This is a genomic window from Thermomonospora catenispora, assembly GCF_006363815.1.
Classification (GTDB): Bacteria; Actinomycetota; Actinomycetes; order Streptosporangiales; family Streptosporangiaceae; genus Thermomonospora; species Thermomonospora catenispora.
This window is the reverse complement of record NZ_RRYT01000012.1, coordinates 46,972-58,812: the sequence shown is the minus strand read 5'-3', so window position 1 is coordinate 58,812 and position 11,841 is coordinate 46,972. Positions and strand designations below refer to the sequence as shown.

Sequence of the window (11,841 nt, the reverse complement as noted above, 5' to 3'; positions counted from 1 at the left end):
GGCGGTCACCACAGCGCCAGGGAGCGGGTGAAGATGCCCGCCAGGTCGTCGGCGGTGACCTCGCGGGGCGCGGTGGCCAGCAGGCGCTGTTGCGCGAGCGCGCCCTCCACCAGGGCGGGGACGTCCCGATCGGTGTAGCCGACGTCGCCGATGCCGTTGGGGATGCCGATGTCGCGCATCAGCCGCATCAGGGCGCTCGGCAGGTGCTCGGCCGGGTCGTTCGGTCGGGGCAGCGACGGGTCCAGCAGCTCGGCGGCCCGCACGTGCCGGTCGGGGGCGGCGGAGAAGGTGAAGCGGAACGCCTCCGGGGCCGTCAGCGACACCGACATCCCGTGCGGCACCAGCGGCTCGGCGTCGGGGTAGCCGGCGGGGCGGAACTCCTTCACCCGCCCGGCGATCGGGTAGGCGTTGGCGTGCGGGATGTGCACGCCGGCGTTGCCGAACCCGAGCCCGGCCATCGTGGCGGCCAGCGCCATCTCGGTGCGGGCCTCCAGGTTCTCCGGTTCGCGCACGGCCGTGCGGAACGAGCGGGACAGCAGCCGCAGCGCCTGCTCGGCCCACATGTCGGAGATCGGGTTCGCGCCGCAGTAGGGCACCCGCTGCTCGGGGGTCTTGCGCTCGTACGAGGCGTACCAGCGGGCGGTGTAGCTCTCCAGCGCGTGGCACAGGATGTCCATCCCGGCGCAGGCCGTCACCTCCGGCGGCTGGGTGACGGTCAGCTCCGGGTCCACCACCGCCATCGTCGGGCGCAGCCAGGCGTGGCTGATGCCGGTCTTGACCTTCAGCGACAGCACGTCCAGCACGCAGATCGTGGTGCTCTCCGAGCCCGTCCCGGTGGTGGTGGGGACGGCGACCAGCGGCTTGAGCGGCTGGGTCGGCGCCTGCGCGGCCCCCACCGGCGCGTTGACGTAGTCCATCAGGCCGCCGGGGTTGGTGAGCAGCAGGTTGACGGCCTTGGCGGTGTCGATGCTGGAGCCGCCGCCGACCGCCACGAACGCGTCCCACGGCCCGGTGCCCTGGGCGTGGTCGATGGCCTGGTTCAGGCTCTTGTCGGTGGGCTCGACGTGGACGCCGTCGTAGATGCGGGTCTCGATGCCGTGCTCGGCCATCCGGTCGGCGATCCGCTGGGGATGCCCGGTGGCGGCCACTCCGGGGTCGGTCACCACCAGCGCCCGGCGCACTCCCAGCCGGGACAGGTCGTGGCCGATCTCCTCGGCGGCCCCGGCGCCGAACTTCAGGGCGGGTGAGCCGTAGGTGAAGATCGTCTCGGGGCGGACGGGTTGGGTGTGCACTCTCTGGCCCTCCTCGATCTCCGCCCGCGGCCGGGGCGGCCCCGGCCGACGCCGTGGACGGGAGCATGGTCCTTGCACTGTTGAATGTAACATGCAACATCCCGGTGCCGGAGGGCGGTGCCGACCCCTTCACCCAGGCCGTCGCCGGGTGGCTGCCCGACGACGCCGACCCCTACCGGCTCGTCGTGGAGCCCGACGCGTTCGCCCTCGCCGAGCTCCTGGTCGACGACGTGCGCAACTGCCGCATCGTGGAGCAGGTCCCCGACGGGCCCACCGACCGCTACCTGATGCCCGGGCCGGATGTCCCGCTGAGGGTCTCGGTGGGGGACGGGACGGTGACCTTCGACGGCGAGCACGTCCGGCTGGAGTGGAACTCCTCGGCGTCCGCCGGCAAGCGGAGCGTCGGGCCGCGCCTGTTCCGGGTGGGGGATCTGGTGAGCGTGGAGTGGGAGCGCGCCACCTTCACCGACTACGGCTGCCTGCGGTTCACCACCGGCGGCGAGCCCGGCAGGCTGCCTCCGGAAAAAGACCCCTCCTGCCTGGCGTGGACCTTCGGCGACGGCGGGACCGCTCCGCTGGTGGCGGCCGCGGTGACCGCCCGGCTGCCCCATCCCTACGGGACGCCGCGTCCGGCGTCCGACGCCGACTCGCCGGCGAACGTCCCCGGCCGCGACACCGCCTCCGAAGGCGAACACGACGTGGACGCATTGTTGCGCCGGCTGCGCGAACTGGGCGAACTGCGCCGGCGCGGCGTGCTCACCGAGGAGGAGTTCACCCTCGCCAAACAGGCCGTGCTGCGCCGCCTGTAGCCGGTGCGCCGCCGGTTCCGCCCGCGTCAGGCGGGCGCCAGGACGCGGGCCAGGCGGGACAGGGCGGCGGTGATCTGGGCGGGGGTCAGCCCCCGGTCGCGGCGCTGGTAGGTGTACACCTCCGGGGCCAGCGGTGCGAGCAGTACGTCCACCAGGGCCTCGGGCTCGGGGACGCCGGCGGCGCTCACCAGTGAGCGCACGTGCGCCCGCCAGAACCCGTAGGCGCCGACCTCGAAGCGGGAACGACCGGTCTCCGCGCCGAGCACCAGGTGGGCGTGGTCTTCCAGGAGCTCCACCATGGCGGCGTAGAAGGCGGCCAGCCGCTCGGCGGGAGGGGCGCCGGGGCCCAGGGGAGGGTCCCCGTGCAGCAGTTTCTCCTGCAGGGCCCGCTCATGCTCGTCCAGGAGCGCGACGGCGATGGAGGCGCGGTCCGGATAGCGCCGGTAGAGGGTGCCGCGGCCCACCCCGGCGGCGCGCGCGATGTCGTCCATGGTCACGTTCGGCGCGCCCTTCTCGGCGAACAGCCGTTCGGCCGCCTCCAGGATCTTGGCGCGGTTGCGCGCGGCGTCGGCTCGCTCCATGCCCGAAGTCTATCTGGACGCTGTGTCCGCTTATTGGTAGCGTGCTAAGCGGACAGTGTGTCCACATATCTGGAGGGGGGAGCCCCATGAGCCATCTGCTGCACCTGGACGCCAGCGCCCGGCGCAACTCCTTCTCCCGGGAGCTGTCCCGGGCGTTCGCCGACGCCTGGCTAGCGGCCCGCCCGGGCGCCGCCTACACCTACCGCGACCTGGCGGCCGACCCCGTCCCGCACATCGACGAGGCGTGGACGCAACTGTGCGACCACATCCTGCGGCACCGGATCACCGACGTCTCCCGCTACCACGAGGCCGCCCGCACGCCCGCCCAGCGGGCGGCCTGGAAGATCGTCGAGCCGCTGCTGAACGAACTGGTCGCCGCCGACGTCGTGCTCATCGGCACGCCGATGTACAACTTCTCGATCCCCTCCTCGCTCAAGGCGTGGCTGGACCAGGTGACCTTCCCGCGCATGTCGCTGGCCGGCCGCCGCTTCGTGGTGACCAGCGCCCGCGGCGGCGCCTACGGGCCCGGAACGCCCCGTGAACCGGTGGACCACCAAGAGCGCTTCCTGCGGGACTTCCTCAGGGGCCACTTCGCCGTCGAGGACGTGACCTTCATCCACGCCGAGCTGGTCAACGCCCTGATCGACCCTGAGCTGGCGCATCTGCGCGACCGGCACGCCGCCTCGCACGCCGCCGCCAGGCGGCGCGTCCGGCAGGAGGCGGCGCGATGACCGGCTGGACGGCGCTGCTGCTGGCGGGGCTGGTGGAGGCGGCCTGGTCGCAGAGCATCAAACCGACCGAGAACTTCACCCGGCCCCTGCCCACGGTGATCTGTTTCCTGCTGGCGGCCGGGGCGGTCTGGCTGCTGTCCAAGGCGATGGACACGGTGCCGGTCGGCACCGCCTACGCGGTCTTCACCGGCATCGGCGCGGTGGGCGCCGTCACCCTCGGCGTCGTGCTCGACGACGACCCGGTCAACGCCGGCCGGATCGCCGCGCTCGGCCTGATCGTCACGGGCGTCGTGCTGGCCAGGCTCGCCTGAACGGTTTTCCCCAGCGGCGGCTTCGGGGCGTGCGGACCTCCCGGAGGCTCATACAGTGGGCGGGTGACCGCCCCTGATACCGGCTCCGCGGTGAGCGAAGCGTCGCGGGTGCTCGCCCGCGTCTTCGGCTACGACTCCTTCCGCCCCGGCCAGCAGGAGATCATCGAGCACGTCATCGCCGGCGGGGACGCGCTGGTGCTGATGCCCACCGGCGGCGGCAAATCGCTGTGCTACCAGATCCCGGCGCTGGTCCGCGACGGCGTGGGCGTGGTCGTCTCCCCGTTGATCGCGCTCATGCAGGACCAGGTGGAGGCGCTGCGCGCGGCGGGGGTGCGGGCCGGGTTCCTCAACTCCGCCCAGGACCCGGGCGAGCGCCGCGTCGTGGAGGCCCAGTTCACGGCCGGCGAGCTGGACCTGCTGTATCTGGCCCCGGAGCGGCTCCGGCTGGAGCAGACCCGGCGGCTGCTGGACAAGGGGCGGATCTCGCTGTTCGCCATCGACGAGGCGCACTGCGTCGCCCAGTGGGGCCACGACTTCCGGCCCGATTACCTGGAGCTGTCCGACCTGCACGAACGCTGGCCGGACGTGCCGCGCATCGCGCTCACCGCGACCGCCACCCCCGCCACCTGCGCCGAGATCGCGCAGCGGCTGCACCTGGAGGACGCCCGCCGCTTCGTCGCCGGGTTCGACCGCCCCAACATCCAGTACCGGATCGTCCCCAAGGACAACCCCAAACGGCAGCTGCTGCAGTTCCTGCGCACCGAGCATCCGGGGGAGGCGGGCATCGTCTACCGGCTGACCCGGGCGGCGGTGGAGGAGACCGCCGCCTGGCTGGTGGACAACGGCATCGAGGCGCTGCCCTACCACGCCGGGCTCGACGCCCGCGCCCGCGCCGCCCACCAGGCCCGGTTCCTGCGCGAGGACGGGCTGGTGATGGTGGCGACGATCGCGTTCGGGATGGGCATCGACAAGCCCGACGTGCGGTTCGTCGCCCATCTGGATCTGCCCAAGTCGGTGGAGGGCTACTACCAGGAGACCGGCCGGGCCGGGCGGGACGGGCTGCCGTCCACCGCCTGGATGGCCTACGGTCTGGCCGACGTCGTCCAGCAGCGGAGGCTGATCGACACCTCCGAGGGCGACGAGGCGCACCGCCGCCGGCTGAGCATCCACCTGGACGCGATGCTGGCGCTGTGCGAGACGGTCGAGTGCCGCCGGGTGCAGCTGCTGAACTACTTCGGCGAGCAGGCCGCCCCCTGCGGCAACTGCGACACCTGCCTGTCGCCCCCGCAGGCGGTGGACGGCACCGTCGCCGCGCAGAAGGTGCTCTCGGTCGTCCACAGGCTGTGGAGAGAGCGCGGCCAGCGGTTCGGCGCCGGTCACATCGTCGACATCCTGCTGGGCAGGACCACCCCCAAGGTCGCCCAATACCGGCACGACTCGCTCAAGTCGTTCGGGGTGGGGACCGAGCTCAAGGCGGGCGAGTGGCGCGGCGTCATCCGCCAGCTCCTCGCCCAGGGCCTGCTGTCGGTGGAGTCCGACTACGGCACCCTCGGCCTCACCCCCGCCAGCGCCGAGGTGCTGTTCCAAGGCCGCACGGTCCGGCTGCGCCGCGACCCCGAACGCGTCAAGACCGCCAAGGCCACGGCGGCCAAGGAACGCCGCGCCCCCGCCGAGCTCCCCGACCACGCCCGGCCGGTCTTCGAACGCCTCCGCGCCTGGCGCGCCGCCACCGCCAGGGAGCAGGGCGTGCCCGCCTATGTGGTCTTCCACGACGCCACGCTGCGCGACATCGCCCTGCGCCTCCCCGCCACCCTCCAGGAGCTCGGCGCCGTCTCCGGGGTGGGGGAGAGCAAGCTCGCCAGATACGGCCGGCAGGTCCTGGAGGTCCTCGCCGCCGGCGAAGGACCCGCCCCGGAGGCCGCTTCGAACACGCCGACGTGATCGTGCGGCGGGCCGCAGGGGGATGCGGGCGGCGCCCACCGGGCCGTGGAAGGAACGGGTCCTGAGCATGATCCCGGCCTGGTGGGCGCCGCGGCTCGTGGGCCCGACGCGTGCGGTCAGGCGCTCTCGGCGGCGGCGAAGCGGGTCGCGACGTCGGCCCAGTCGACCAGGTCCCACAGCTTGGCGACGTAGTCGGGGCGGACGTTGCGGTACTGCAGGTAGTAGGCGTGCTCCCAGGCGTCGAAGACCAGCAGCGGAACCGAGCCGACGCCGACGTTGCCGTGGTGGTCGTAGACCTGCTGCACGATCAGCTTCCGGCCGACCGGCTCCCAGGCCAGCACGCCCCAGCCGGAGCCCTGCACGGTGGTGGTGGCGGTGGTGAGCTGCCTCTTGAACGCTTCGAAGGAGCCGAAGTGCTCGTCGATGGCGGCGGCCAGCTCCCCGTCGGGACGGTCTCCGCCGTCGGGGGAGAGGTTCTTCCAGAAGATCGAGTGCAGGATGTGGCCGGAGAGGTTGAACGCCAGCGTCTTCTCCAGCCCGACCAGGCCCTCGTACTGCTCCTTGGCGCGGGCCTCCTCCAGCTTCTCCAGGGTCTCGTTGGCGCCCTTGACGTAGGCGGCGTGGTGCTTGGAGTGGTGCAGCTCCAGGATCTCCCCGGTGATCGCGGGCTCCAGGGCGGCGTAGTCGTAGGGCAGGTCCGGCAGTGAGTACGTCGTCATGCGGTCACTATTGCAAATAACTCGCAACTGCATCAACAATACGATTGCATGCTGGACGCTCCCGGTGGAGGCGCAGAGGTGCGGATCGAGGTGGACCGGCTGGACGGACGGCGCGTCATGGCGATCGCCGACCGGATCACCGCCCTGTACCGCTCGTGCTATCGCCGCCCGCCGTGGTCGGAGACCCCGGAGCAGATGGCCTCCTACGACGGCAAACTGGCCGAGGCCGCCGCCCGCCCCGGCTTCACCGCCCTGACCGCCGCCGCCGGGAACGGCCGGCGACGACTGCTGGGCGTCTGCTACGGCTGGCCCACGCCCGCTCTCTCCGAAGGCGACCGCGTCCATGACGCCGTGACCCGGGCGTTCGGAGCCGCCCGGGCCGCCGAGCTCATCGGCGGGGCCTTCGCCGTCGCCGAACTGTTCGTCCACCCCGACGCCCAGGGGCAGGGCATCGGCCGGCGGCTGGTGCAGGCCGTCGTGCGCGACCGCCCGGCCGCCTGGCTGATCACCTATGCCCGATCACCCGCCGCGCGCCTGTACCGCTCCCTGGGCTGGCGCGACCAGGGCCCGCTGCCGGCGGACCTGTATCCCCGGCTGCGCCTGTCGTTGTTCACCCTGCGCGCGCCCGCGGAGGCGTCCTCGACGCCCCCCTGAGGCGCCCCTCGGTGCAGGGGCGCCCGGTCGCCGGCCGCGGACCGGAGCGCCCCGGGCGCGAGGAGGCCGTCAGCGGTCGGGGCGGTTCTGGCTCTGCGCGGTGTGCCGGCCGGCCGGTGCGGGCTGGCGCCGCGGAGGCAGCAACAGGCCGAGCAGGACCATGCCGACGCCGAGCCCCAGATGCAGCCAGTTGTCGGCGTGGTTGACCGGGATGAAGTTGGCGCCGCTGCCGTGGTCGATGAACAGCCCGTACAGCCACAGCAGCAGATAGATCAGACCGCCGCCGACCAGGAAGCCGCGGGCGGTCGGGACGCTGCGCGCCAACGCCAGGCCGAGGACGCCGAACAGGCCGTGCACCAGGTTGTGCAGGATGGAGACCTGGAACAGCCCGAACAGACGGGCGTCGGACTCGTGCCCGGCGAACTCCAGCTGGTCGTAATTGGTGGTGATGCCGGGGATGAACCCCAAGATCGCCACCAGCAGGAACACCGCGCCGACGATCGCGGACGCGAGCTGGACGGGGGTCATCGCCCTGCGGCCGGTACGGGTGCGCCCGCCTTGCGTGATGTGGGACATGACACCTCCTTGTCCTGCATCGAGCAGGTGAGGGCGCTCTACCCGGCAGCAGACGACCTATCCACGACTCCTCCCACGCCCGCGTCCCACGTCCGCGGCGCCCGTTCCCGGGGCGTCGACGGTCCGGCCGGTGTCACCGGGGCGGGTTGGGGCCGGCCGCATGGGACCGCCGCGACGGGCCGCCTCTGGTTCGACGAGCGGTGCGAAGGCGACCCGGCCGAGGCGTGATCGACGGACCGGCGGCACTCCATTCGATAGCATGTTCTAATCCGACACCCTCCCCCACCGCAGGCTCATCGGCATCGTGGACCATCGCGCGCACCCTCCGGAGACGGAGTGACGACCCGGCTGATCGGGCGGGAGCACGCCGCCGCGCTGCTGCGCGCCGAGATCGACCGCGCCGTCGGCGGTCACGGCGGGCTGGTGCTGGTCACCGGGGAGGCCGGGATCGGCAAGACCGCCCTGGTCGGGGACGCGGCGGCCGAGGCCCGGCGGCGCGGCGCGCTGGTGCTGGGCGGGTCGTGCTGGGGGGCCGACGGCGCCCCCGGCTACTGGCCCTGGGTGCAGGTGCTGCGCGGACTGCGCCGGGCGAGCACCGAGGCGGAGTGGGCCGAGGTGCGGCGGGCGTCCGGCGGGGCGACGGCGGTGCTGCTGGGCGAGACGGCCGCCGTGGACGAGACCGCCGTGGACGAGACCGAGTTCGCGCTGTACGACGGGGTGACCTCAGCGCTGGTGACGGCCTCGCAACGACGCCCGGTGACGGTGGTGCTGGACGACCTGCACTGGGCGGACGCCGCATCGGTGCGGCTGCTGGAGTTCGCCGCCCGGCACACCTGGCTCGAACGGCTGCTGCTGGTGGGCACCTACCGGGACGCCGAGGTGGAGCCGACCGACCATCCGCTGCGTCCGCTGCTGACGGCGCTGGCCTCCCGCGCCACCATGATCACGCTGACCGGGTTGGACCGGGACGCGGTGGGCGAGCTGATGACCCGGACCGTCGGCCGCAGGCCGGACGATGCCGTGGTGACCCAGGTGCATCGGCGCACCGGCGGCAACCCGTTCTTCGTGGAGCAGTCGGCGCGGCTGTGGGGCGGCGGCAGCCCGGTGGAGGCCATCGCCCCGGGCGTGCGGGACGCGGTGCAACGCCGGCTGTCGCTGCTGCCCGAGCCCGTGGTCCGGCTGCTGGCCGTGGCGGCGGTGCTGGGGCGGGAGTTCCACCGCCAGGTGCTCGCGGCCGTCGCCGGGGAGCCCGCCGACCGGGTGGACCGGCTGGTGGGGCGCGCGGTGGCGGCCCGGCTGGCGGTGGCGCGCGGCGACGGCAGGTTCGCGTTCGCCCACGATCTGGTCCGCGAGACCCTCTACGACTCCCTCGACGACCCTCCGCGCCGGCACGCCGCCGTGGTCGAGGCGGTGGCGCGTTCCCCCGAGCTGGCCGACCGGCTGCTGCCCGCCGAGCGGGCCCGGCACGCCTATCTGGCCCGGGAGGTGCTCGACCCGGCCACGGTGGTGGACCTGCTGGAGGGCGCGGCCCGGGACGCCGGAGCCCGGATGGCGCTCGAGGAGGCCGCCGGGCACCGTCGCCGCGCACTGGAGGCGGCGGCCGCGCTGGGACCGCGACGCCAGGCGCTCATCGCCGAAGGGCTCGGCCGGGACCTGTACCGCCTCGACCGCCGGGACGAGGCGTGGGAGACGCTGAGGCACGCCGCCGACCGCGCCCGCGCCGCCGCCGACCCGCTGCTGTCGGCCCGGGTGGCGATCACCCTGTACCACTACGCGGACGCCGAGGAGCACGCCGAGATCAGAGACGGCGCGCTGGCCGACGCGTACCGTGCGCTGATCGGCGAGGACGCCGGGCCGGCGCCGCCGGCCCGGCTGGCCGAGGAGATCGCCGTGCACGGGAGCGTGCTGGCCAGACGGGAGAAGGACGATGAGGCGCTGACCTTCTTCCTGTGGTCGATGCATGACCTGATCTGGGGTCCCGGCACCGCCGCCGAGCGCATGCGGCTGATCGGCGAGATCGAGCGGGTCGCCCGGCGCGGACAGAGCCGACCGGGGGCGAGCGGCCATGACTCGGCCTGGTTCGCGGTGGCGCTGCGTTGGACGGCGCTGCTGGAGCTGGGCGACCCGGGCTACCTCGGCGCCCACGAGACCTCCCTCGCCCTGGCCGAGCAGGGCGGGCTTCCGTACGAGAAGGCCGCCGCGCTGGCCGACCGCGGCATCATCGCCGCGTTCCACGGCCGCTTCGCCGAGGCCGCCGACCTGTTGACGGAGGCGGCGCGCTTCGGCGGCGAGGGGAACACCCACATGCACGATGTGCTGTTCCACCTGCACTGGGCCCTGCTCGCGCTGCAGGGTCGCCTGGAGGAGGACCCTCTCGGCAAGCCCCCGCCGCCGAACAGCGTCCATGCCCGGCTGATCGAGAGCCTCACCGCCCTGTACCGCGACGATGCGGGCACCGCGCTGCGCCATCAAAACCTCCCGAGGGGACTGTCGCCTTCAGGCGACGGGTGAATCGGGGTCCCGCCAGGGACTGGCCCGCGCCAGCGGGGCAGGACCAAGCACGAAGTGCGTACCAGCTCAGCCTTTCCACAGGCGTTAGATGCACAACGCTGGTATAATGATCGTGTGACTCGTCGGGTGCGGACCTCTGCCGGTGCGGCGTATGACCTCGGGTACCACGTGGTGTGGTGCCCGAAGTACCGCCGCCCGGTCCTCGACGGCCGGGTCAAGGACCGCCTTGAGGAGCTGATCCGCGCCAAGGCCGACGAGCACGGCTGGGAGATCGTGGCGCTTGAGGTGATGCCCGACCACGTGCACCTGTTCGTCAAGGCACACCCGAAGCACTCGCCGTCGTACGTGGCCAACCAGTTCAAGGGCTTCACCTCCCACCACCTGCGCACCGAGTTCCCGCACCTGCGTTCCCGGCTGCCCACGCTGTGGTCACGCTCCTACTTCGTCGCCACGGTCGGCTCGGTGTCGGCCGAGACGGTGCAGCGCTACATCGAGACGCAGTACGAGCGGCCGTCCAAGGGCGGTGGCCGTGCGTAGGTCGTACAAGTTCCTGCTCCGCCCCACCAGCAAGCAAGCGGCGGCGCTGACGGCGTGCCTGGAAGACCACCGGCAGTTGTACAACGCCGCGCTGGAGCACCGCCGCACCGCCTACCGCAAGGCCGGGGTAACGATCCGCTACGGTGACCAGTCCGCCGAGCTGAAGCACATCCGCGCCGACGACCCCGACGGGCAAGGCCGCTGGTCGTTCTCCTCCCAGCAGGCCACCCTGCGCCGCCTCGACAAGGCGTTCGCCGCGTTCTTCGCCCGCGTCAAGGCCGGGCGCACGCCGGGCTTCCCCCGGTTCAAAGGCCGGGGCTGGTTCGACACCGTCACCTGGCCCAAGGACGGCGACGGCTGCCGGTGGGACTCCCAGCCCGAGCACCCCACGGCCACGTTCGTGCGGCTTCAGGGCATCGGGCACGTCCGCGTCCACCAGCACCGCCCCGTGAAAGGCCGGGTCAAGACGATCAGCGTCAAACGCGAGGGCCGCCGCTGGTACGTGATCCTGGCGTGCGACGACGTGCCCGCCAAGCCGCTGCCCGCCGCCGGCGCGGTCGCCGGGATCGACCTGGGCGTCGCCTCGTTTGTCACCACGAGCGACGGCGCACACGTGGCCAACCCGCGCCACTTGACCGCGACCGCCGACCGGCTGGCCGCCGCACAGCGCGACCTCGCCCGCAAGAAGCGCGGCTCGGCGCGGCGGCGCAAGGCGGCCGCCCGTGTCGCCGCGCTGCACGCCAAGGTCCGCCGCCAGCGCTGCGACCACGCCCACAAGACCGCCAACGCGCTGGTCGCCGCCTACGACGTGATCGTGCACGAAGACCTGCGGATCACGCACATGACCCGCTCGGCGCGCGGCACGATCGACAACCCCGGCCGGAACGTCGCCGCGAAGTCCGGCCTCAACCGATCGATTCTCGACGCGGGTTGGGGGGTGTTCCTGCGTGTGCTCGCGCACAAGGCTGAAAGCGCCGGTCGCGAGCTGATCGCAGTCGAGCCCCGCAACACCTCCCGCACCTGCTCGCGCTGCGGGCACTGCGCTGCGGAGAACCGCCTCACCCAGGCCGCGTTCCAGTGCACGGCATGCGGGCATTCCGCACACGCCGACGTGAACGCGGCGGTAAACATCTTGAGGGCAGGGCTTGCCCTTCGCGAGGCTGCGGAAGCGGCTTAGCG

The 11,841-nt window shown here is 72.9% G+C and carries 12 protein-coding genes; 8 read left to right on the top strand and 4 right to left on the bottom strand.

All coding sequences use genetic code 11. The features are described from left to right. Positions 1-5 precede the first annotated feature (5 nt). The gene (locus tag EIO00_RS11710; protein ID WP_241661289.1) at positions 6-1,292 is read right to left on the bottom strand and encodes a hydroxyacid-oxoacid transhydrogenase; all 1,287 of its coding nucleotides are present in this window, start codon (positions 1,290-1,292) and stop codon (positions 6-8) included. Positions 1,293-1,357: 65 nt separating this feature from the next. On the opposite strand from EIO00_RS11710, the gene EIO00_RS11705 reads away from it, so the two are divergent. Then, positions 1,358-2,101: a DUF4429 domain-containing protein gene (locus tag EIO00_RS11705; RefSeq protein WP_140178079.1), complete on the top strand. Its 744-nt coding sequence runs from the start codon at positions 1,358-1,360 to the stop codon at positions 2,099-2,101. A gap of 26 nt (positions 2,102-2,127) precedes the next feature. Here the strand turns inward: EIO00_RS11705 and EIO00_RS11700 are convergent, their stop codons facing one another. Then, positions 2,128-2,682, bottom strand: a complete 555-nt coding sequence (locus EIO00_RS11700) for a TetR/AcrR family transcriptional regulator (protein ID WP_140178077.1) — start codon at positions 2,680-2,682, stop codon at positions 2,128-2,130. An 86-nt stretch (positions 2,683-2,768) separates the two neighbouring features. Here EIO00_RS11700 and EIO00_RS11695 point away from each other — a divergent pair, with 86 nt between their 5' ends. The 3 genes from EIO00_RS11695 to recQ all read left to right on the top strand — a co-directional run bounded on the left by EIO00_RS11695 (position 2,769) and on the right by recQ (position 5,665). Then, positions 2,769-3,413, top strand: a complete 645-nt coding sequence (locus tag EIO00_RS11695; RefSeq protein ID WP_140178075.1) for an FMN-dependent NADH-azoreductase — start codon at positions 2,769-2,771, stop codon at positions 3,411-3,413. Further along, positions 3,410-3,724, top strand: coding sequence for a DMT family transporter (locus EIO00_RS11690; protein WP_140178073.1), 315 nt, complete (start codon positions 3,410-3,412; stop codon positions 3,722-3,724). Before EIO00_RS11695 ends, EIO00_RS11690 begins: the two co-directional genes overlap by 4 nt. 63 nt (positions 3,725-3,787) lie before the next feature. Beyond that, positions 3,788-5,665 (top strand): DNA helicase RecQ, encoded by a 1,878-nt coding sequence (recQ, locus tag EIO00_RS11685; protein WP_140178071.1) that lies wholly within the window; start codon positions 3,788-3,790, stop codon positions 5,663-5,665. Positions 5,666-5,781: 116 nt separating this feature from the next. Here recQ and EIO00_RS11680 read toward each other — a convergent pair whose 3' ends face one another. Next, positions 5,782-6,384: a superoxide dismutase gene (locus EIO00_RS11680; RefSeq protein WP_012851109.1), complete on the bottom strand. Its 603-nt coding sequence runs from the start codon at positions 6,382-6,384 to the stop codon at positions 5,782-5,784. A 48-nt stretch (positions 6,385-6,432) separates the two neighbouring features. On the opposite strand from EIO00_RS11680, the gene EIO00_RS11675 reads away from it, so the two are divergent. Next, positions 6,433-7,038, top strand: coding sequence for a GNAT family N-acetyltransferase (locus EIO00_RS11675; RefSeq protein ID WP_083789760.1), 606 nt, complete (start codon positions 6,433-6,435; stop codon positions 7,036-7,038). Between the two features lie 69 nt (positions 7,039-7,107). On the opposite strand, the gene EIO00_RS11670 is transcribed toward EIO00_RS11675, so the two are convergent. Continuing rightward, positions 7,108-7,614: a DUF4383 domain-containing protein gene (locus EIO00_RS11670; RefSeq protein WP_140178069.1), complete on the bottom strand. Its 507-nt coding sequence runs from the start codon at positions 7,612-7,614 to the stop codon at positions 7,108-7,110. 336 nt (positions 7,615-7,950) lie between these two features. On the opposite strand from EIO00_RS11670, the gene EIO00_RS11665 reads away from it, so the two are divergent. The 3 genes from EIO00_RS11665 to EIO00_RS11655 all read left to right on the top strand — a co-directional run bounded on the left by EIO00_RS11665 (position 7,951) and on the right by EIO00_RS11655 (position 11,839). Then, positions 7,951-10,125 carry an ATP-binding protein gene (locus tag EIO00_RS11665; RefSeq protein WP_140178067.1) on the top strand — a complete coding sequence of 725 codons (2,175 nt, stop codon included), beginning with the start codon at positions 7,951-7,953 and terminating at the stop codon, positions 10,123-10,125. Between the two features lie 114 nt (positions 10,126-10,239). Next, a complete protein-coding gene (gene tnpA / locus EIO00_RS11660) occupies positions 10,240-10,662 on the top strand; it encodes an IS200/IS605 family transposase (RefSeq protein WP_140178066.1) in 423 nt (140 codons plus the stop codon). Continuing rightward, the gene (locus EIO00_RS11655) at positions 10,655-11,839 is read left to right on the top strand and encodes an RNA-guided endonuclease InsQ/TnpB family protein (protein ID WP_241661288.1); all 1,185 of its coding nucleotides are present in this window, start codon (positions 10,655-10,657) and stop codon (positions 11,837-11,839) included. Before tnpA ends, EIO00_RS11655 begins: the two co-directional genes overlap by 8 nt. Positions 11,840-11,841 lie beyond the last annotated feature (2 nt).

Excerpts from the sequence above, each read along its gene's own strand:
- EIO00_RS11705 (WP_140178079.1), top strand. The coding sequence starts at position 1,358 with ATGGTCCTTGCACTGTTGAATGTAACATGCAACATCCCGGTGCCGGAG.
- EIO00_RS11700 (WP_140178077.1), bottom strand. The coding sequence starts at position 2,682 with ATGGAGCGAGCCGACGCCGCGCGCAACCGCGCCAAGATCCTGGAGGCG.
- EIO00_RS11695 (WP_140178075.1), top strand. The coding sequence starts at position 2,769 with ATGAGCCATCTGCTGCACCTGGACGCCAGCGCCCGGCGCAACTCCTTC.
- EIO00_RS11690 (WP_140178073.1), top strand. The coding sequence starts at position 3,410 with ATGACCGGCTGGACGGCGCTGCTGCTGGCGGGGCTGGTGGAGGCGGCC.
- EIO00_RS11680 (WP_012851109.1), bottom strand. The coding sequence starts at position 6,384 with ATGACGACGTACTCACTGCCGGACCTGCCCTACGACTACGCCGCCCTG.
- EIO00_RS11675 (WP_083789760.1), top strand. The coding sequence starts at position 6,433 with ATGCTGGACGCTCCCGGTGGAGGCGCAGAGGTGCGGATCGAGGTGGAC.
- EIO00_RS11670 (WP_140178069.1), bottom strand. The coding sequence starts at position 7,614 with ATGTCCCACATCACGCAAGGCGGGCGCACCCGTACCGGCCGCAGGGCG.